The sequence below is a fragment of the Acinetobacter sp. neg1 genome (assembly GCF_000788125.1).
Taxonomy (GTDB): Bacteria; Pseudomonadota; Gammaproteobacteria; order Pseudomonadales; family Moraxellaceae; genus Acinetobacter; species Acinetobacter vivianii.
Window position 1 is genome coordinate 39,639 of record NZ_JSZD01000004.1, and the last position, 17,168, is coordinate 56,806.

Below are 17,168 nucleotides of genomic sequence, written 5' to 3' on the forward strand. Positions count from 1 at the left end.
CTACTTTATTCTCAAGGATAAACATCGTTTTTAGGTTGAGTGAATGACTGATTATCCAGAACAAAAAAAACTAACTCAGCAGCAAGCCATCGCGGTCGAGCGTGATTTGGCAAAATTCGCCAATACTATGGACAGCTTGGTTCGCATACCATTTACCAAGCAGGGCGTGGGGGCGGATGCTGCATTGAGCACGATTCCATTTGCCGGAGATATTGCTGGTTTTATCCTGACCTTATATGCCTTTAAAAAAGCCAGAGAAGTGGGTGTTCCGCAACATAAGCTCAAAGGTGTGGTGAAACTGGCGATCATGGATATGCTGGTTGGTTTCGTACCGATTGTCGGGACCGTATTTGACGTATTTATACGTCCCAGCCGCAAGACGCTTGAGATTGTGCATGAACATATTCGTGATGAGTATCAGGTACACAGCGATATTCATGTGGTTCATCCATTCTTGCATGAGTCACTTGAACAAAAACAGAAAACGTCTGCCTTTTGGCGTAATCCGGTGGTGAGCTGGATCTGGCTCCGCATTCCAGATCTATTGGGAATTGCAGTGGTGATTTTACTGGTGCTAGCGGTGTGGGCTGGCTTTAGTTATCTGTGGCAATTTTATCAATCCTTCCAATCGCACTAGATGATTAGACAAAAATAAAGCCTCCATTGTGGAGGCTTTATCGTTTATCTGATACTGATTATTGAACGTTTAATTGCTGTAATGCAGCAACACGTTGTTCAATGGTTGGGTGGGTCTGGAATAAAGCCGCTAAGCTAAAGCCTTGTTCCTTACCTTCCGTAATCGCAAATGCTTTCATTTCTTTCGGCATTTGATCTGGCATTTCTGACTCTGCTTGTAAGCGAAGTAGGGCAGAAATCATGGCCTGTTTACCAGCTAAACGTGCGCCAGCTTCGTCTGCGCGATATTCACGTTGACGAGAGAACCACATCACGATGGTAGAAGCCAAAATACCGAATACGATGTCGAGTACAATCGTAATGGCAAAATAAGCGAGACCTGGTGCTTCACCATCTTCACGACCAAATACGTTACGGTCAATGAAGTCACCTGCAATACGTGCAAAGAACATCACGAAGGCGTTGACGACACCTTGGATCAGCGCAAGGGTAACCATGTCACCATTTGCAACGTGACCGATTTCGTGAGCCAATACAGCACGAAGTTCATCTTTGTTCATACGCTCGAGTAGACCTGTTGAAACAGCTACCAAAGCATCATTTTTATTCCAACCTGTCGCAAATGCATTGGATTGGTAAGAAGGGAAAATACCCACTTCAGGCATGTTAATACCTGCACGTTGAGATAATTGCGCCACTTCTTGTAATAACCAAGCTTCTGCTTGACTACGGGGTGCATTTGGGTCAATTAATTCTGTCCCAGTGGTTTTTTTAGCCATCCACTTCGACATGAATAGGGAAATAATAGAACCTACCATACCAAAGACAAAACAGACGACCAGTAGGTTGCCTAGATTCAAGCCACCCGCGCCATGGTAACTACCGACACCGAAGAGTGACAAGATAATGCCAGCTACAACCAGTACCGCGAGGTTGGTTAGCAAGAACAAACCAATCCGCATCATTGAGAAAACCCTCTTATAAAGAAAAAGTGATCTGATTTATAAATTATAAATCATAACGCTAATATGCAGGGCGAACCCTAAAAATTCAAGAAAAAAATCGGCGTAGATACATTTAGCCAATAAAATTATGAACTGGCTGTGAAACAGGGACTTAAAAGCTGTTTTGTATAAAAAATAGCAAGCAAAATCATTCTATGAGAATGGATGGCCTGAATTGTTAATCACTGAGACGTATTCGGGCCGATGCAGTGGCATTGGTGGTGGTATAGGTACCAGATGGGGCATCGGTAAAGGTTCCATCTGCAAGGGTAATAATCTGACGGTTATATTGTTTGGGTGCTGGGGGCGGTTCGGCAATATTATTCGACGATGAGCTGTAATTTGCTGATTGAGCCAGTACTTGGTTGTTGTTACTTGAATCTGTAAAAGTGCCTAAGCCAGAAGCATAGAGATTTTGATAACGGCTGGTGACACGACGGACATAATCTTGCGTTTCGCGAAATGGGGGAATGCCGCCGTATTTATCTACATTGCCTTCACCTGCATTATAGGCAGCAATGGCCAATTGGGTATTACCATTAAAACGTTTGAGTAACCAGCTCAGATACTTGGCACCGCCAAAAATGTTTTGTTGCGGATCATAAGCATTACTGACATTAAATCGGCGCGCTGTTGCAGGCATAAGCTGCATGAGACCTTGAGCGCCCACAGGAGAGCGAGCCTTGATATTAAATCCAGACTCGGTATGCATGACCGCTTTGATTAAGCCCTCAGAAATCCCGTGCTGTTGAGCGGCCTGACGGATCAGTTGGTCAAATGCATTTTTATTGCGGCTATAGCTTGGTAGTACAGAGGCTTCACTTGCGCCCCAGTTACTATAGCTATGAATATTGCTGTCGGGATAATAAGTTGCTTTAACGACTTTTAAATGACTGTACTCTGCTTTCTTCTTATTGGTGAGTAGCGTTGTACCATTATCATCTTTAAATTGATAAATCGTCTGCCCAGCATAACTTGATACTGTACCATTAAAAAAACCGATTGTTCCCAAGCAAACAGCAAAAAAATAAGTTGTTTTGTTCATCGTTATAATATTCGCGAAAGGATGAGCATAAGTTTCATGTGGCAGTTTAACAAAAAAATGTAAAAAAAGATCTTTTGCTACAATTTTTTTATTTTTTAGTGTCAGACAAAAATCAAGTCAATTTGCTCGAATGTTCAGCAAAAAAAATTAAAATATTTTTTTTAAAAAGTAAGTCTTGACTTATATAAGTTATTGATTTTAATTGTATAAAATGATTGGTTAAAAAATGATCAATCTAATGGGAAGCCTTATTTTAAGATAAAAGCAGTTTGTCAATAGCTAAGAAATCCACAAATTTATCCACAGCTTTTGTGGACAACTGTGGAAAAGTTTGAAATATAAGCGATCTAGGCCATTCTGGATTATTTTGATCAGAATTTTACCAGTATGAAACTGAAATATGACGATTGAAAGAAATTGAAAAATTCTTTAGATGCGCATTTTTTCGGAATGAGATAAAATCGCGCGGTATTTTTGTTTATGAGTAAATCACGTCTATGTACGCGCCAGTGGAGTCCAACCAAGGATTTAATTTCAAGCCAGAGCTTCCGACAAGTTCGGCGTATTATCGCCTGTTGAAAAAACTTCGTCGTCAGGTGGGGCATGCGATTCGTGATTACAACATGATCGAAGAGGGTGACAAGGTCATGGTCTGCGTGTCTGGTGGTAAAGACAGCTATACCATGCTTGATATCTTGTTGCAATTCAAGCGTATTGCGCCAATTAACTTTGATGTTGTTGCGGTCAATCTGGATCAGAAACAGCCGGGTTTCCCTGAAGATGTCTTGCCACGTTATATGGAAGAGAACAATATTCCATATTACATTCTGGAAAAAGATACCTATACCATTACCAAGCGTTTAACGCCTGAAGGTAAGACGTATTGCGCGGTATGCTCACGTTTACGCCGTGGCTCACTCTATGGCTTTGCACAGGAAATCGGCGCGACTAAAGTGGCGTTGGGTCACCATCGCGATGACATCATGGCAACATTCTTTTTGAATTTATTCCATGGCGGCAGTTTGAAAGCGATGCCACCAAAACTTCTATCTTCTGATAAGAAAAATATTCTGATCCGTCCTTTGGCTTATGTCGAAGAGAAGGACATCATCAAGTACGCGGAAATACGTCAGTTCCCGATCATTCCATGTAATTTGTGTGGTTCACAAGAAAACTTACAGCGTGCCATTATCAATGACATGTTACGTGAATGGGACAAGCAACATCCAAAACGTCTGCACAGCATTTTCGGTGCGTTACAGAACGTTTCTCCATCGCAACTGGCAGACCGCGAGTTATTCGACTTTGAAGCTTTAGATGGTCAACGCGAGTTTGATATGAAGGATCCAGAAGAGATGAAGAACCGTCTTGATGTGGTCAACCTGAGTTTTGCAGCAGAGTAAAGTGTAAAACTTTTTGAAAAGGTACTGGTTAAGTACCTTTTTTTTATAAAAAATTTAAAAATTGAATCCCGCGTACAAAAAATCATAGCCTAAAATAAAAATTACATGCTATAACAGGGCACAAGCAAATTGCTTCATGAGATGTCGTCTGGATAGATGACACAAGAAATTGAACAAATACATTTGAGGAATAATCATGGCTGCATTTTTAACTGATGATTGGTTTGCAACTGTTGAAAAACTTACTGCTGAAGCTGGTGATTTAAACTTGCCACCTGCGCTTGCGAATTTAGCGATTAACTTGGTTGTAACAGATGCAGCTGGTAATACAGAGTTAGCTTTAGATGCGGGTAAAATCCAAAAAGGTTTATCTTCAAATGCTAAAACAACTTTGAACATGGATGCTGAAACTTTACGTAAAGTATTCCTTGAGTTTGACATGGCCGCTGCAATGCAAGCATTCATGACTGGTAAAATCAAGGTTCAAGGTGATATGTCTCAGCTTATGGCTTTACAAACAGCGAAGCCAAGCCAAGAGCAAAAAGATTTATTTAAGAAAGTACTTGAGCAAACTGCTTAAATTCTTTTCATATAAAAAAGCTTACCCTGAGGTAAGCTTTTTTATTGCCTTAAATTTAGACATCAATACGACTATTGGTTTTGATATGCTCTAAATAAGTACGAATACGCGTGACATATTGTAGCGCTTGCTTATAACGGCCATTACGCGCCTGATTGCGCTGCAAGTGATCATATAGATTTACCCATTGATTTGGATCTTTGCCTTGGGCACGGATACGCTTCTGGATCTGGCTGACTGCACCAGGGCCCATATTATAAGCCACCAATGCATACCAGTTACGATCTGGGTAAGGAACGTTAGAGAACTGGTCTAGCATCAGATCAAAATATTTGGCACCGCCTTGAATACTTTGGTTCGGATCGGAACGATTACTCACACCCATGGCTTGAGCTGTGCTATTGGTCAACATCATTAAACCACGAACACCAGTGGGAGAGACTGAGGTCGGTTTAAGATAAGACTCTTGATAGCCAATTGCAGCAAGTAAGTGCCAGTCTAAATTGTATCTAGATGCACTTTGTTTAAAGCTAGCTTTATAAATCGGTAAGCGTTGTTTCAGATCTTTCTGAATCGTTGACCATGATTCTGGCTTCACAACATTACGATTATAAAATGAAGCCAGCTGTTGGGTCGTACCCGTCTGCTTACTCTGACATACATAACCACTCGCTGTTAAAGTGAGTGGATCATCTGCCTGTTTAAATACCCAGTTTAACTCGGGATTTAGACCATTCTTACTCAGGCTAGCCTGATCGCCACAGCTTGCTGAAAAAGAAACAAGTTGTTTGTTTTCAATTGCAGCGAGGTTTGCTGTGGTCATGGCAAGATTGGCTTTGCCCTGAGCAACCCATTTTAATGCAGTGGCATTGTCTGGGACAGTTTTAAAATCAAGTTTTACATTCAGGCTTTGCGCATAGTTACGTGCTAGGTCATAGCCAAAGCCATGTAAAAATTGACCATCGTTAAATACTGTTGTTGGACTTTCAACTGCAACGACAGTAAGGACATTGGTGGTTACAACAGTGTTGTATTGATGCGATTTTTCTGCATTCAAGCTGTTGAAAGGTAAAGCCGCAATAGTTAAAGCTAATGCTTGAAACGGGAGCGTGGAAGATAAAGAGTTAAGGCTAGGCCTAGACCCAGAACTTGAATTACTGTGCATGTTGTCTCCGCTACAGGTAATTTATGCCCTAAAAGTTCAGCAATACACTGCCTTAACTTTTAAAAGTTGATAAATTCAATAAGGGGTGGGCAAATCATGAACGTCATTCAAAATGACATTGATTAAAGGAAAAAAAGACGCAAATGTTTCACAACATTTATAAGGCGTACAAAAAATAGACAAAAACAAACTTAGGCGCGCATATTAAGCGTCAAAAATGTGATTGTCAAATTTTGGATTAAAAAAATATGAGAATTGCATCACAAATACATGATTTCGAAAAAGAATAAAATTTATACACTTTAGTCGTGGCGAAATAAGGAATACAATGCAAAAACTTGTAAGTGGAATGTTGTTTTAACGTATTTTTAAGCCTATGAAATCGAATTTAATTACGCGTACTGGACATGATTTATTGGTCGCCGAACTCAAGAAACTTTGGCACGATGAACGTCCTGAAATTACCAAAAAGGTGAATTGGGCTGCGAGTTTAGGTGATCGCTCAGAGAATGCCGATTACCAGTACAATAAACAGTTGCTTCGAAAAATAGACCGCCGTGTCCGATATTTAGGCAAACGTCTGGAAGAATTAAAAATTGTAGATTATGTGCCTGAGCAAGAAGGCAAGGTTTATTTTGGTGCTTGGGTAGAAATCGAAAATGATGCAGGGGAGCAAAAAAAATTGCGCCTTGTGGGTGTCGATGAAATCTATGACCACCATCCACAACATATTTCGATTGAGTCACCGATGGCGCGTGCATTGTTGGGTAAGCAGGTTGATGATGAAGTGGAAGTGCATACACCATTGGGCAAAAAATTGTGGTATATCAACTCAATTCGCTATGAAAAGCCTGAAAATTCGTAAAAATACAGCTTGTTGATTTTATTTTGAGCATTTGATGCAGGTTTTTAAATAAAAGATTTGCCAAGTCGAACTTTTATTTATATGATAGCCGCCATTGGAAGCGTGGCAGAGCGGTTTAATGCACCGGTCTTGAAAACCGACGAGGGTGTGAGTCCTCCGTGAGTTCGAATCTCACCGCTTCCGCCAAATACGAAAAAGCCCTTGTGAAAACAAGGGCTTTTTTATTGTCTGATGATTTAGAATAGTAATTTAGTGGCAATCGCCCACATTATGATACCGACCAGCACATCTAGAATTTTCCATGAAACGGCTTTCTTAAATAAAGGTAGCAATACTTTTGCACCGTAACCGAGAGCAAAGAAGAAAATCCATGAAGCCAGAATAGTGCCTGCTGCAAATAAATAGATCTGATCTGCAAACTGCACAGAAATAGAACCTACTAGAATCACGGTATCCAAGTACACATGTGGGTTCAGCCAGGTAAAGGCAAGACACATACCTATAATTTTAAGTAATGAGTCTTTTTCAATTTCACTTGGATTGAGTCCAGCATTATTGTGAATGGCTGAATAAAAATTTCTGAGTCCATAGAGAAATAAGAATGCTGCACCAAAATATTTTGCAAGCGTGACAATTAGAGGATAATCGACAACAATTTTCGAGAAACCAGTCACACCTAAATAGATCAGAATAGAATCAGAAAGTGCACAGATTAAACAGACCCAAAAAACGTGCTGCTGTTTTAAGCCTTGTTTTAATACAAAGGCATTTTGTGCGCCAATAGCTAAAATTAAAGAAAAGCCGATACCTAGCCCATAGAAGAATGCGGTCATATTTTTAGCTCCTCAATAATTGTGGTGGAGATGGATTTATCTTTCTGGATCCGAGCTGATGCCGTTGATTTAACTTCTGACGGAGCATTCAATCTGATCTTGAAAGAAAGGGAGATTTTGCGTATTGAAAATTTATGTTTGCTATTATCTTTTTTAAATTAGAAAAGTCAGTAAAATTAAGATTGTTTTGGGTTGCCTAAATTTTTTTAAGGTTTGTGATGCTAGATACTAAACAATGTGAAGCTTTTTTCGCAGTTGCGGAGAATGGAAGTTTTGAACAGGCGGGGGCACAGCTTTGCATTACCTCTTCTGCTGTCACATTAAGAGTGCAGGCTTTGGAAAAAGAGCTGGGCAAGCTGTTATTGATCCGTGGTCGTCCTTGTGTTCTTACCCAAGCTGGACAACAGTTATTTGAGCATTTGCAGCATGTAAAGCGTTTAGAGCAAAACATGCTGCACGATTTGACGGGTGGCGCTGAATCAAACTTTTTTAAGGCGGTGATTGCTTCAAATGCTGATTCTCTGGCGACATGGTTATTGCCGACCTTAAAAGATGTTCTGATCAAACAGAAAATTGCGCTTGAGATTCGAATAGATGACCAGTCTCATACCTATTCCCTATTAGAGAAGGGAACGGTCAGTGCCTGTATTTCGATTGAAGATAAGCCGATGCGGGGCTGTCATGCTGAATATTTGGGTGTGATGCGTTATCGAATGGTCGCGACTCAACAATTTAGTCAAAAATGGTTTGCAGATGGTATTCATCGGGAAAGCTTAAGGACTACACCTGCGATTATCTTTAATGATAAAGATCGTATGCATTTCGATATTCTGGAAAAAAGTTATGGTCTAATGAAAGGCAGCTATCCTTGTCATTTCATTCCTTCTTCTGAGTCTTTTGTGACTGCAATTAAATTGGGACTGGGCTATGGCATGGTGCCAGAGCTTCAGTTGGTGAGTGAAAATAAAACGGATGCTCTGGTTGAGTTGCTACCAGAAGCGAAAATAGAAGTGCCATTATATTGGCATCACTGGAATCAGCAATCGAATCCGTTGCAGCTTTTGACTGAACATATTGTGAGTCACGCAAAGAAAATTCTGATCTAAAAAATATAAATATTACATTTTAAGATAAATATTATATATTTTTATGCACGGCATATTATATGAGATGTATTTAAAATACCTCATATTAGGTTTATATAGGTTCGCTTCTAAATAATAATCTCAGTATAAAAATATAATGAGACACTATTTAGAAGCGCTACTGAAAATAGATGAACCTTGTCCTTTATTTTCCGCGCTTTAACTCACTAGAAAATTCTAGAACTATCGATGTATTGTTTAGAAATATGATTTAAGGCAGTGAGGATTGAAGCTGCATCCTCAGTGGCTAAAGCAGTACTGATTTCCTGCATATAATGAGTGAGTTGGGCTTTTACTTTGTTTGAAAAATCAGGGGTGACAGGTTGATCTTCGTAGAGCAAAACATAGTTTTTTGTGAAACCATAAACCAGCAATAAAGCACAATGCTCTAGAGGGTTTTCGGCATTGATAATTGCCTGTTCACATTGGTTTTTTATTTGTTTGTAGGCATCCGTTCCATTTGGAAGTGTTTGAAAGGTTTCAAAGATCGTTTGGAAAGTCATTTGAATTACTCGCTCAAAAAGAAAATTTACAGATGAATCGAGTAGAAATCAAGTCATAATTTAATATTTAAATTAATTATTACAAAGTGCTCACATTTAATGGGATCGGTATTGATTTATTAAGATAAAAATGAAAATTTTTATATTCTCATTCAAAATTATTATTTTTAGATCACTATTGAAAAAATAGCAGAGTAACGTCGAAGTGATCTAAATTTCTTAACATTTCCGATACTAGCTATATACATGCGCTACAAATTAAAAAAAGCTTAAATGTGGGAAAATAGAAGGAATTCTTTTATTTTTATTAGTTTAGGTGATGGTTGTGAAGAACATTTTATTACCCGGGATTTTCGCTTTTGCTTTGGTGGGCTGTACTTCGATAACAACCATGACACCCGCTCAATTTAATCAGTTAAGTGCTACCCAACTACCATTTTCAGGCAATTGGTCAGGTGAAGCGGGTTCGTCGATGGCTGTTTTAAATCTGAATCGTCAGGGAAGTGGCGTATTGTGTCTGGACGACCGTAAGGAAGCGATGTCTTATAAAGTGAAGTTGGTCGACAATGTGCTTTACAGTGATCAAGGCGTGAAATTTAATGTGAAAGCATTAAATAATAGCAATGCAAAAATACGCGTGAGTCTGTTGGGGCTAGGGGTGACATTGGATCTGAATAAAGATGATCAGCTCAAGAATGTGACACCGCGTTGTAAGTCATTGGTCGTAGGTTCATAAGCGCGATATCTGATTTTTATGTTGATCGTTTTTAATATTTTCCGCTGATAACGAGAGTGCCATGTTTTCTCCTTATATTCATGCGTTTGCATTATTTTTCTCACTCTTAAATCCCTTCCTGATGAGTGTTTATATGGTGGGGATGATCCGCAATACGGATGCCAAGATATTTAGTAAGGCATTAATTCAGGGGAGTTTGATTGCTTTTGGGGTATTTATCCTGTTTGCATGGGGCGGCGAGAATATTTTTAGTCGCTATTTGAATGTGCGTTTTGAATCTTTTCAAATTTTTGGCGGTTTAATCTTTCTGGTCATTGGCTATCGTTATGTGTTTCAGGGCGCAGAAACCATTGGTGAAATGCGCGGCGCACCTGAGCATCTGGCGGGCACAATTGCGATGCCTTTTATGATCGGCCCAGGTACGATTAGTGCGGCGGTTGTAACAGGGGTGAGCGTACCTTTTACAGGCGCAATGGCGGTGATCGCATTAACCTTGATTTTGACTTGTAGTATTCTCATCCTGATGAAATTTGGTCATGATCATCTTCGCTATAAACATGCCAAATATATTGACCGGTATTTTGATATTGTTGGTCGTTTATCTGCCTTGCTGATTGGTACGATTGCGATTGATATGATCGTGAATGGCGTAGTCGGTCTGATTCGTTCAGCCAATCTAAGCTAAACCGCTTAGGATCTGAATTTCTTAAATTGGAGCTGTTTTTATGTGGGAGAGAATGTCAACTCTCTTGTAGAAGCAGCTTTAATGTCATTATTTCAAATGAATAAATAGAAAGATCATAAAAATAATTGATGATGTTTTAGCATTTTGCGCATATTTTTATCTGCATGAATAAACGATAATAATAAGGTTGCATTCTTAATGAGCTCTTCTCATGTATCAATTAGATCAAGCGAACCAGGCACCTGATGACCAGTCAGAGTTGACCATGACCGTTTTGATGACGCCTGATATGGCAAACTTTTCAGGCAATGTTCATGGTGGCACGATTCTCAAGCTGTTAGATCAAGTTGCGTATGCTTGTGCAAGTCGATATTCGGGGAGCTATGTGGTGACTTTATCGGTTGACCGCGTAAATTTCAAAGAGCCGATTTATGTGGGTGAACTGGTGACATTTCTGGCCAGTGTGAACCATGTTGGCCGTACTTCAATGGAAATCGGTATTCGTGTCGAAGCACAGAATATCCAGAATAGAACCATACGCCATACCAATACCTGTTATTTCACCATGGTCGCAGTTGATGAGCAGCGTAAGCCAAAAGAAGTGCCGCAATTAAATTTAGATACTGAGTGGAAGCGTTGTCGTTTTGAGGCAGCAGAGCAACGTAAAGCAACGCGTTTGCAAGAAGTCCATCAACCTTCATGCAGTATGTTTAAAAAGTCAACGCAGTGCTAATGCTTTAAGTTTTAGATCATTCAAAATAAAAAATCGGACCGCAGCATGGTCCGATCTTTTTTACATTGGTAATGAAATAAGCGTTAGATCATTACGAATGTTGGTCTAAAGATTTGGAGGAAATCTTTAGATCTGCTTAGTTAGTTGGTGCTGGAGTAGATGCAGGTGCTTCACCTGTAGCATCGGTTGCAGCTTGAGTACCAGGTTGCTCTTGAGTTGAAACAACAACTTGGTCTTGAGTTTGAGCTTGTTCTTCAGCTGTTGCTGCAAATGAAGAAGCTGCTGCAAGAGTAAGAGTTGTTGCAAGAAGAGTTTTGATAAGTTTCATGTTTGGCATCCTTATTTCATTTAAAATAACAGCCATCAATGGATGATTCGGTTAATCCAAATCTCTCATTTCGGCATGAGGTCCATGCTATGGGCCAAACGTTTTTGCGGCAACATCCTTAACAATCTATTACGTCATTCTTAACAATATGAAATATTGGGTCGCTTTATGTAGTTGCTATGTAAAATAGCATGGAGAAATTAAGGATGAAAATGTATGGAAATATGTTTTTGTGGTCAAAAAACAAGCTGGTTTTTTACGTATTTTAAACATTGATTTAAGTTTGACGAATATCTATTAATTGAATAAACCATTTAGTTTTCAACATTAAATAAGCTTTCTAGATATTGTTTGTGATGTATATCTCTTTATTTTTAATTAATGAGTCAAGAGGCAAATTATATTAAATCTCTATTCTTTAATTTATTTAATAAATTTTTCTCTTTAAAATGAAATAAATGTTTAATGCGAGTGCATCGTGAAATTTCTTGCTCCCAAAACGGTTCCAACCCATATTATTTCTGGTTTTCTTGGAGCGGGTAAAACCACTTTATTACAGCATTTACTGACGCAAAAGCCTGAGAATGAGACTTGGGCGATATTGATGAATGAATTTGGGCAAATTGGTGTCGATCAGCAACTGATTAGCCAACAGAAAGGTTATGCAGTTAAAGAATTATTAGGCGGCTGTTTATGTTGTAGTAGTCAATTGCCGATGCAAATTGCACTTGCGCGTTTATTAACTGAAAGCAAGCCTGACCGTTTATTTATCGAGCCGACAGGTTTAGGGCATCCAGCTCAACTTTTGGAACAATTGACTGAGCCACATTGGCAAAGCAGTTTGGCGATGCGAGCTTTGGTTATTGTGGTAGATGGTAGCCGTTTGCATGATGAGGCATGGGTGAAGCAAAACTTATATACCGATCAACTCAAAGCGGCACAAGTTGTGGTGTTATCTCATATCGACTGTATGACAGCAGCAGATCGTCAAGCTTATATGGCGTTAAAACAAGAATATGAACCTTATGTCCAATATTGGATTGAAGCTGAAAATGGACAAGTGGATATTCAACAATTAGATATTCAACAGCAAGCGCTGCAACGAAAAATTCAGCCTTTATTAAAGATACAGCAAGTACAGTCGACGCATGAGCCAAACGCTGAGATTAAACAACTTCCTTATCATTATATTGAAACAGCTCAGGGCTATACGGTTGCAGGCTGGAAACTTCCCAAACGCTGGCAGTTTAATTTTTATGATCTGCTGGATGTGTTGTGTGCGCAGCAAGACTGGGTGCGCATTAAGGGAATCTTTAATACCGATCAGGGCTGGAAAAGTTTTAACTTCAATCCACAGCAATTTAACTATAAATCTGCCGAAGAGGGCATTGATAACCGGATTGAGGTGATTACGCAGTCTGAGCAGGATTGGCTGGCATTTGAGACCCTGTTGTTGGCTTGTCGCAATCCTGAAGATTCGTCGACCACCTGAATAATTCAGCGCATTCTTGCCCCTAAAATAGAGTATGCTTAGCGCCAAATTTGAGAGCACCGCATTTTAAGAGTATCGTTTATGGCGTTAAAAGCAACAATATATAAGGCAGACCTGAATATTGCCAATATGGATGAGCATATCTATGCAGATTACCAACTGACACTTGCTTTGCATCCATCCGAAACGATTGAGCGTTTAATGGTTCGTATTCTTGCTTATGCACGTTTTGCCGATGAGCATCTGGAATTTACCAAAGACCTGTTTGAAACAGATGAGCCTGCTTTATGGCAAAAAGATTTGACTGGACTTTTAGAAAAGTGGATTGAAGTGGGTTGCCCATCGGAAGATAAAGTCAAAAAGGCCAGTGCACGTTGTAAGCAGGTGGCGGTCGTGACTTATGGCTCACAGGCGGACGACTGGTGGCAGAAGAATAGCAAGATTAAAACCTTAAACAATGTGCAAGTATGGCAACTGGCTCCTCAAACCACGCAAGCACTTGAAAGCTTATGCGAACGTACCATGCAATTACAGCTCAATATTATGGATGGAGAATGGTCGTTGTTAAGTGACAAAGGTCAGGTCGACATTCAATGGCAACAATTGCAATAATCTTGGTTTGAGTAATGTGGAGAGATAGAAATGACTGCAGAATTAGAAATTATTGATTTAAAAGTAGGCGAAGGTAAAGAGGCAGTTCGTGGTGCTTTGATCACGACTCACTATACAGGCTGGCTGGAAGATGGCACAAAGTTTGATTCTTCACTTGATCGCGGCAACTATTTTGAAACCGTGATTGGTACAGGCCGTGTGATCAAAGGTTGGGATCAGGGCATTATGGGGATGCGAGTAGGCGGAAAGCGTAAACTAATCGTTCCTGCACACTTGGCTTATGGCACACGTAAGATTGGGAAAATTATCCCAGCTAACGCCAATCTGACTTTTGAAATCGAACTTTTTGATGTAAAAACGCGCGACGAATAACACGTTTGTCATGTCAAAATTAAAGTGGTTTAGTCTTGTTTTTGAACTAAATCACTTTAAAATCAAACACCTATTAATATAAATATAATCTCTCACTAACATTTTGATTTTTATATAGATTTCTTTTATCTGAATTATACGGCAACCCAAGAGAAAAATATTGATTCTGTATACAGTCCTGTATATCTTTGAGTTAAAAGAGCAATTTTCTACGATTCTATTTTAAAGCGCGATTATTTAGTACAGATCGTGAAAATTTGCACTTCGGATCACTACAGGTAGATGGGGGAACAGTCACTTGTAGTTTATCCACGATAAAAATATGGCAATAAGCAACGATAAGAATTTGTGTGAGTAGAGGTGGGTATGAATGATTATTTGGATATCACTGCATCAGAATTATTAAGAGAGCTCGATCATTTTTTTCTGATCGATACGCATGATGGCGCACAGACCGGTTTCTGGGTTAATGAAAAAGCCCTGATGGATAAACATTACTGGCTGGATGGCGAATATAAAGTAGAAATTTTGAGATCATTACAGCCCTCACATCAATATGCGCCGCATGATTATAAAATTACCCGCTTAGCCTCAGGGGAAGATGACAGTAATGTGGTATTGCTGGAATATGATGGTGTCCATAAAAAAATATTGACCTTTCGCCGTGGAGAATGGGTGAACCGTTTAAATAAATATTTTTATCAAAAAGAGCGTCATTATTTACAGCAACTCGCAGAGCATCCAAACTTTCAGTCAATCCAGTATTAATTTAACTCGCTCACTGCTTGAAAACTCCTAATGTTGCTTGTCATCTTAGGAGTTTTTAGATTTTTGTTAATCAATATGCAGTTATCGTGTGATTTATTTCATAAAAAATACTTTTAAGTTTATTTTCAGTTTTTAAAATTATAAATACAATCCATATTCCCAGCTGATCATTTAAATCATCTTGTGTTTCCATAAACGGTAAGATGATTCAGGCATGCTTTGCGATCAGCACATTTCTAATCTTGAGACGATATCTCTATGACAACACGTTTAGTGTCTCCGACCTTAAATGCATTTTTAGGTCTTGTGTTTGGCGTGGTTGCAAGCACCACTACTTTTGCGGCAAAACCAAAAATTGATGCGACCACTTTAACCGTCATTGGCTATCATGAAATCACAGACAGAAAAGATGCGCTGATTCCAAGCTATTCGGTGACTGCACAACAGTTTAGTGAACATATCGACTGGCTCAAGAAGAATGGCTATCACTTTATTAATGTTGATCAATTGATCAAGGCGCATCAAGGTAAATATAAGTTACCTACAAAACCTGTTTTATTAACAGTGGATGATGGCTATCAATCTTTTTATCAAAATGCTTATCCAATTATTCGTGCGAAAAAAATCCCAGTTGTTTTGGCTGTCGTCGGATCGTGGCTAGAACCAAAGGCGGGCCAAAAGGTGGACTTTGGTGGTGAGGAAATTGCACGTAATAAAATCTTGAGTTGGGAAGAGCTTAAAGAAATGCAAAACAGTGGATTGGTGGAAATTGCCAGCCACAGCTATCATTTGCATCAAGGGATTAATGCCAATCCACAGGGCAATCTGGAACCTGCTGCAATTGCGCGAATTTATGATCCAAAAAGCAAAAGCTATGAGAGTGATGCAACTTATCAGGCACGTGTTTTTGGCGACCTGAAAAAGAACAATGAATTGCTAAAAGCACATGGTCTACGTTCACCGCGTGTTATGGTCTGGCCTTATGGTCGTTATAATATGCAACTGGTACAAGCCGCGAAACAGCTCGGTATGCCAATCACCATTACACTGGATGATGGGGCAGACCATGCCAAGCAGTCCTTACAGAATATGAGTCGTATTCTGATTCAGGGCAGTATGTCGACCAGCGCACTAGCACAAGAAATTAAAAACCGTGAACTGAACCTGAACGACAATAATCGCCCGCAAAAAATCATGCATGTCGATCTGGACTATATTTATGATCCAGATGAGAAGCAGCAAGAACGTAATCTGGATCACCTGATTGACCGTATTAATGGCATGGGCGTCAATACTGTCTATTTACAAGCTTTCTCTGATCCAGATGCCAACGGCTCAGCGGATATGGTGTATTTCCCGAACCGTCATATTCCAATGCGCGCGGACTTGTTTAACCGTGTGGCTTGGCAAATCCAGACCCGCACACCTGTACAACGTTTATATGCGTGGATGCCATTATTGGCTTGGGAACTGCCAAAAACGGATCCTGTATCCAAAGATCTGGTTGAAACCCAGCAGGCAAAAGAGGGTGATCATTTGAATATGGGTTATATCCGTCTCAGCCCATTCTCGCCAGAAGCACGTCAAACCATTAAGGAAATTTATCAGGATTTGGCAAAATCGACGCCGTTTGATGGTTTGTTGTTCCATGATGACGTGACCCTGTCTGACTATGAAGATGCCAGCCCAGAAGCTTTAGCTGCTTATGCAAAACAAGGCTTACCGACCGATTTGGCAAAAATTCGTGATAATGATGCTGATTTGCAAAAATGGACAGCGTATAAGACGCGTTATTTAGATGATTTTGCGATGGAGCTGGCAGGAGAGGTGCGTCAATATCAACCTTTCCTCGTTACTGCCCGTAATCTGTATGCACAAGTGGCGTTAAATCCGTATGCGGAAAACTGGTATGCCCAATCCTTAGAGCAATCGATTAACCGTTATGATTTTACTGCAATCATGGCAATGCCTTATATGGAGCAATCTGAGAATCCAGAAAAGTTCTATAGTGATATTTTAAACCGCGTGAAAAAACATCCAAATGGCATTAAAAAGACGGTCATGGAATTGCAGGCCATTAACTGGCGTAATAATGAAAAGGTGCCTTCTGAAGAGATGTCAGCGACCATCAAATCTTTATATGAGCAAGGTGCGATGCATATTGCCTATTATCCTGACGATCCGATCAAAGGACATCCAGATGTAGAAACAATGCATAAGGCTTTTAGTCTAAAATCATCTCAATTAGTACCATAGTGGAGTA

General features: G+C 39.7%; 19 protein-coding genes and 1 tRNA gene. 14 read left to right on the top strand and 6 right to left on the bottom strand.

Annotation, left to right across the window (positions count from 1 at the left end):
• Positions 1-43: 43 nt before the first annotated feature.
• Entirely contained in the window at positions 44-637 is a 594-nt protein-coding gene (locus tag PJ15_RS00160) for a DUF4112 domain-containing protein (protein ID WP_047426551.1), read from the top strand.
• 58 nt (positions 638-695) lie between these two features.
• Here PJ15_RS00160 and htpX read toward each other — a convergent pair whose 3' ends face one another.
• Both htpX and PJ15_RS00170 read right to left on the bottom strand, forming a co-directional pair.
• A complete protein-coding gene (htpX, locus tag PJ15_RS00165; protein ID WP_005259145.1) occupies positions 696-1,601 on the bottom strand; it encodes a protease HtpX in 906 nt (301 codons plus the stop codon).
• A 217-nt stretch (positions 1,602-1,818) separates the two neighbouring features.
• Entirely contained in the window at positions 1,819-2,685 is an 867-nt protein-coding gene (locus tag PJ15_RS00170) for a lytic transglycosylase domain-containing protein (RefSeq protein ID WP_047426556.1), read from the bottom strand.
• Positions 2,686-3,182: 497 nt separating this feature from the next.
• On the opposite strand from PJ15_RS00170, the gene ttcA reads away from it, so the two are divergent.
• Both ttcA and PJ15_RS00180 read left to right on the top strand, forming a co-directional pair.
• Positions 3,183-4,088, top strand: coding sequence for a tRNA 2-thiocytidine(32) synthetase TtcA (gene ttcA, locus PJ15_RS00175; protein WP_047426559.1), 906 nt, complete (start codon positions 3,183-3,185; stop codon positions 4,086-4,088).
• A 196-nt stretch (positions 4,089-4,284) separates the two neighbouring features.
• Entirely contained in the window at positions 4,285-4,668 is a 384-nt protein-coding gene (locus PJ15_RS00180) for an SCP2 sterol-binding domain-containing protein (RefSeq protein WP_004651955.1), read from the top strand.
• A gap of 55 nt (positions 4,669-4,723) precedes the next feature.
• Here PJ15_RS00180 and PJ15_RS00185 read toward each other — a convergent pair whose 3' ends face one another.
• Positions 4,724-5,833, bottom strand: coding sequence for a transglycosylase SLT domain-containing protein (locus PJ15_RS00185; protein WP_047426563.1), 1,110 nt, complete (start codon positions 5,831-5,833; stop codon positions 4,724-4,726).
• Positions 5,834-6,209: 376 nt separating this feature from the next.
• On the opposite strand from PJ15_RS00185, the gene greB reads away from it, so the two are divergent.
• Both greB and PJ15_RS00195 read left to right on the top strand, forming a co-directional pair.
• On the top strand, positions 6,210-6,698 hold the full coding sequence (gene greB / locus PJ15_RS00190) for a transcription elongation factor GreB (protein WP_047426566.1): 489 nt from the start codon (positions 6,210-6,212) through the stop codon (positions 6,696-6,698).
• A 96-nt stretch (positions 6,699-6,794) separates the two neighbouring features.
• Positions 6,795-6,884 (top strand) — tRNA-Ser (locus tag PJ15_RS00195).
• Positions 6,885-6,934: 50 nt separating this feature from the next.
• On the opposite strand, the gene PJ15_RS00200 is transcribed toward PJ15_RS00195, so the two are convergent.
• The gene (locus tag PJ15_RS00200) at positions 6,935-7,531 is read right to left on the bottom strand and encodes a LysE/ArgO family amino acid transporter (RefSeq protein ID WP_005259114.1); all 597 of its coding nucleotides are present in this window, start codon (positions 7,529-7,531) and stop codon (positions 6,935-6,937) included.
• 218 nt (positions 7,532-7,749) lie between these two features.
• Here PJ15_RS00200 and PJ15_RS00205 point away from each other — a divergent pair, with 218 nt between their 5' ends.
• Positions 7,750-8,637: an ArgP/LysG family DNA-binding transcriptional regulator gene (locus tag PJ15_RS00205; RefSeq protein ID WP_004770392.1), complete on the top strand. Its 888-nt coding sequence runs from the start codon at positions 7,750-7,752 to the stop codon at positions 8,635-8,637.
• A gap of 206 nt (positions 8,638-8,843) precedes the next feature.
• On the opposite strand, the gene PJ15_RS00210 is transcribed toward PJ15_RS00205, so the two are convergent.
• Positions 8,844-9,179 (bottom strand): hypothetical protein, encoded by a 336-nt coding sequence (locus tag PJ15_RS00210; protein ID WP_005259112.1) that lies wholly within the window; start codon positions 9,177-9,179, stop codon positions 8,844-8,846.
• 319 nt (positions 9,180-9,498) lie between these two features.
• On the opposite strand from PJ15_RS00210, the gene PJ15_RS00215 reads away from it, so the two are divergent.
• From PJ15_RS00215 to PJ15_RS00225, 3 genes are all read left to right on the top strand, one after another.
• The gene (locus PJ15_RS00215) at positions 9,499-9,915 is read left to right on the top strand and encodes a J517_1871 family lipoprotein (protein ID WP_047426572.1); all 417 of its coding nucleotides are present in this window, start codon (positions 9,499-9,501) and stop codon (positions 9,913-9,915) included.
• Positions 9,916-9,976: 61 nt separating this feature from the next.
• Positions 9,977-10,600: a MarC family protein gene (locus PJ15_RS00220; RefSeq protein ID WP_004770387.1), complete on the top strand. Its 624-nt coding sequence runs from the start codon at positions 9,977-9,979 to the stop codon at positions 10,598-10,600.
• Positions 10,601-10,811: 211 nt separating this feature from the next.
• Positions 10,812-11,333, top strand: a complete 522-nt coding sequence (locus PJ15_RS00225) for an acyl-CoA thioesterase (protein ID WP_004770386.1) — start codon at positions 10,812-10,814, stop codon at positions 11,331-11,333.
• 136 nt (positions 11,334-11,469) lie between these two features.
• Here PJ15_RS00225 and PJ15_RS00230 read toward each other — a convergent pair whose 3' ends face one another.
• Positions 11,470-11,661 carry a hypothetical protein gene (locus tag PJ15_RS00230; RefSeq protein WP_047426575.1) on the bottom strand — a complete coding sequence of 64 codons (192 nt, stop codon included), beginning with the start codon at positions 11,659-11,661 and terminating at the stop codon, positions 11,470-11,472.
• A gap of 478 nt (positions 11,662-12,139) precedes the next feature.
• Here PJ15_RS00230 and PJ15_RS00235 point away from each other — a divergent pair, with 478 nt between their 5' ends.
• From PJ15_RS00235 to pgaB, 5 genes are all read left to right on the top strand, one after another.
• Positions 12,140-13,153: a CobW family GTP-binding protein gene (locus PJ15_RS00235; RefSeq protein WP_047426579.1), complete on the top strand. Its 1,014-nt coding sequence runs from the start codon at positions 12,140-12,142 to the stop codon at positions 13,151-13,153.
• Positions 13,154-13,234: 81 nt separating this feature from the next.
• Positions 13,235-13,765: a YaeQ family protein gene (locus PJ15_RS00240; protein WP_047426582.1), complete on the top strand. Its 531-nt coding sequence runs from the start codon at positions 13,235-13,237 to the stop codon at positions 13,763-13,765.
• A gap of 30 nt (positions 13,766-13,795) precedes the next feature.
• The gene (locus tag PJ15_RS00245; RefSeq protein WP_004770379.1) at positions 13,796-14,137 is read left to right on the top strand and encodes an FKBP-type peptidyl-prolyl cis-trans isomerase; all 342 of its coding nucleotides are present in this window, start codon (positions 13,796-13,798) and stop codon (positions 14,135-14,137) included.
• 366 nt (positions 14,138-14,503) lie between these two features.
• Positions 14,504-14,905 carry a hypothetical protein gene (locus PJ15_RS00250; RefSeq protein ID WP_004770378.1) on the top strand — a complete coding sequence of 134 codons (402 nt, stop codon included), beginning with the start codon at positions 14,504-14,506 and terminating at the stop codon, positions 14,903-14,905.
• A gap of 258 nt (positions 14,906-15,163) precedes the next feature.
• Entirely contained in the window at positions 15,164-17,161 is a 1,998-nt protein-coding gene (gene pgaB / locus PJ15_RS00255) for a poly-beta-1,6-N-acetyl-D-glucosamine N-deacetylase PgaB (RefSeq protein ID WP_047426584.1), read from the top strand.
• Positions 17,162-17,168 lie beyond the last annotated feature (7 nt).

Excerpts from the sequence above, each read along its gene's own strand:
- PJ15_RS00160 (WP_047426551.1), top strand. The coding sequence starts at position 44 with ATGACTGATTATCCAGAACAAAAAAAACTAACTCAGCAGCAAGCCATC.
- htpX (WP_005259145.1), bottom strand. The coding sequence starts at position 1,601 with ATGATGCGGATTGGTTTGTTCTTGCTAACCAACCTCGCGGTACTGGTT.
- PJ15_RS00170 (WP_047426556.1), bottom strand. The coding sequence starts at position 2,685 with ATGAACAAAACAACTTATTTTTTTGCTGTTTGCTTGGGAACAATCGGT.
- ttcA (WP_047426559.1), top strand. The coding sequence starts at position 3,183 with ATGTACGCGCCAGTGGAGTCCAACCAAGGATTTAATTTCAAGCCAGAG.
- PJ15_RS00180 (WP_004651955.1), top strand. The coding sequence starts at position 4,285 with ATGGCTGCATTTTTAACTGATGATTGGTTTGCAACTGTTGAAAAACTT.
- PJ15_RS00185 (WP_047426563.1), bottom strand. The coding sequence starts at position 5,833 with ATGCACAGTAATTCAAGTTCTGGGTCTAGGCCTAGCCTTAACTCTTTA.
- greB (WP_047426566.1), top strand. The coding sequence starts at position 6,210 with ATGAAATCGAATTTAATTACGCGTACTGGACATGATTTATTGGTCGCC.
- PJ15_RS00200 (WP_005259114.1), bottom strand. The coding sequence starts at position 7,531 with ATGACCGCATTCTTCTATGGGCTAGGTATCGGCTTTTCTTTAATTTTA.
- PJ15_RS00205 (WP_004770392.1), top strand. The coding sequence starts at position 7,750 with ATGCTAGATACTAAACAATGTGAAGCTTTTTTCGCAGTTGCGGAGAAT.
- PJ15_RS00210 (WP_005259112.1), bottom strand. The coding sequence starts at position 9,179 with ATGACTTTCCAAACGATCTTTGAAACCTTTCAAACACTTCCAAATGGA.
- PJ15_RS00215 (WP_047426572.1), top strand. The coding sequence starts at position 9,499 with ATGGTTGTGAAGAACATTTTATTACCCGGGATTTTCGCTTTTGCTTTG.
- PJ15_RS00220 (WP_004770387.1), top strand. The coding sequence starts at position 9,977 with ATGTTTTCTCCTTATATTCATGCGTTTGCATTATTTTTCTCACTCTTA.
- PJ15_RS00225 (WP_004770386.1), top strand. The coding sequence starts at position 10,812 with ATGTATCAATTAGATCAAGCGAACCAGGCACCTGATGACCAGTCAGAG.
- PJ15_RS00230 (WP_047426575.1), bottom strand. The coding sequence starts at position 11,661 with ATGAAACTTATCAAAACTCTTCTTGCAACAACTCTTACTCTTGCAGCA.
- PJ15_RS00240 (WP_047426582.1), top strand. The coding sequence starts at position 13,235 with ATGGCGTTAAAAGCAACAATATATAAGGCAGACCTGAATATTGCCAAT.
- PJ15_RS00245 (WP_004770379.1), top strand. The coding sequence starts at position 13,796 with ATGACTGCAGAATTAGAAATTATTGATTTAAAAGTAGGCGAAGGTAAA.
- PJ15_RS00250 (WP_004770378.1), top strand. The coding sequence starts at position 14,504 with ATGAATGATTATTTGGATATCACTGCATCAGAATTATTAAGAGAGCTC.
- pgaB (WP_047426584.1), top strand. The coding sequence starts at position 15,164 with ATGACAACACGTTTAGTGTCTCCGACCTTAAATGCATTTTTAGGTCTT.